This is a genomic window from Citrobacter sp. Cpo037, assembly GCF_030332945.1.
In the GTDB taxonomy this organism is placed as follows: Bacteria; Pseudomonadota; Gammaproteobacteria; order Enterobacterales; family Enterobacteriaceae; genus Citrobacter; species Citrobacter portucalensis.
Window position 1 is genome coordinate 1 of the sequence record NZ_JAOWGW010000030.1, and the last position, 420, is coordinate 420.

1 protein-coding gene is annotated in these 420 nt (G+C 47.1%); it reads right to left on the reverse strand.

The genetic code is table 11. The features are described 5' to 3' along the window. A partial coding sequence (locus tag OGX94_RS02795; protein WP_286545922.1) for a transposase occupies positions 1–387 on the reverse strand: 387 nt, incomplete at its 3' end. Positions 388–420 lie beyond the last annotated feature (33 nt).

The following is a 420-nucleotide window of genomic DNA, read 5'->3' on the forward strand; positions in this document are numbered from 1 at the left end:
GTAAATGTTCGTCTCATTCAAAAAACCTCCGCAACCCCATGTTTTCACATAACTGTTGCGTTGACCAATTGAATCTACAGTAGCCTTTTTTAATATCGTATTTTGCTCCTCCAGACGGCGAACCTGCTTTTCCAGCTCGCGGATACGTTGCTGGTCTGGAGTAATGGGTGTGGCAGAGGGCGTAATCCCCTGGCGCTCTCTCCTGAGCTGGCGTACCCAGCTCTCAAGCGTAGTAGAACCCACATTCATCGCTTCACTGGCCTGTCGATATGAGTAGCCCTTATCAACAATCAGCTGTGCACATTCCAGCCTGAACTCAGGGGTGAAACTACGTTTGGTTTTCTTGTTCATTAAGTCACCTGTTTTGTGTTGAGGTGAGAATATCACCTTTAATCAGGTGGCCAAATTTACTGTGCCACT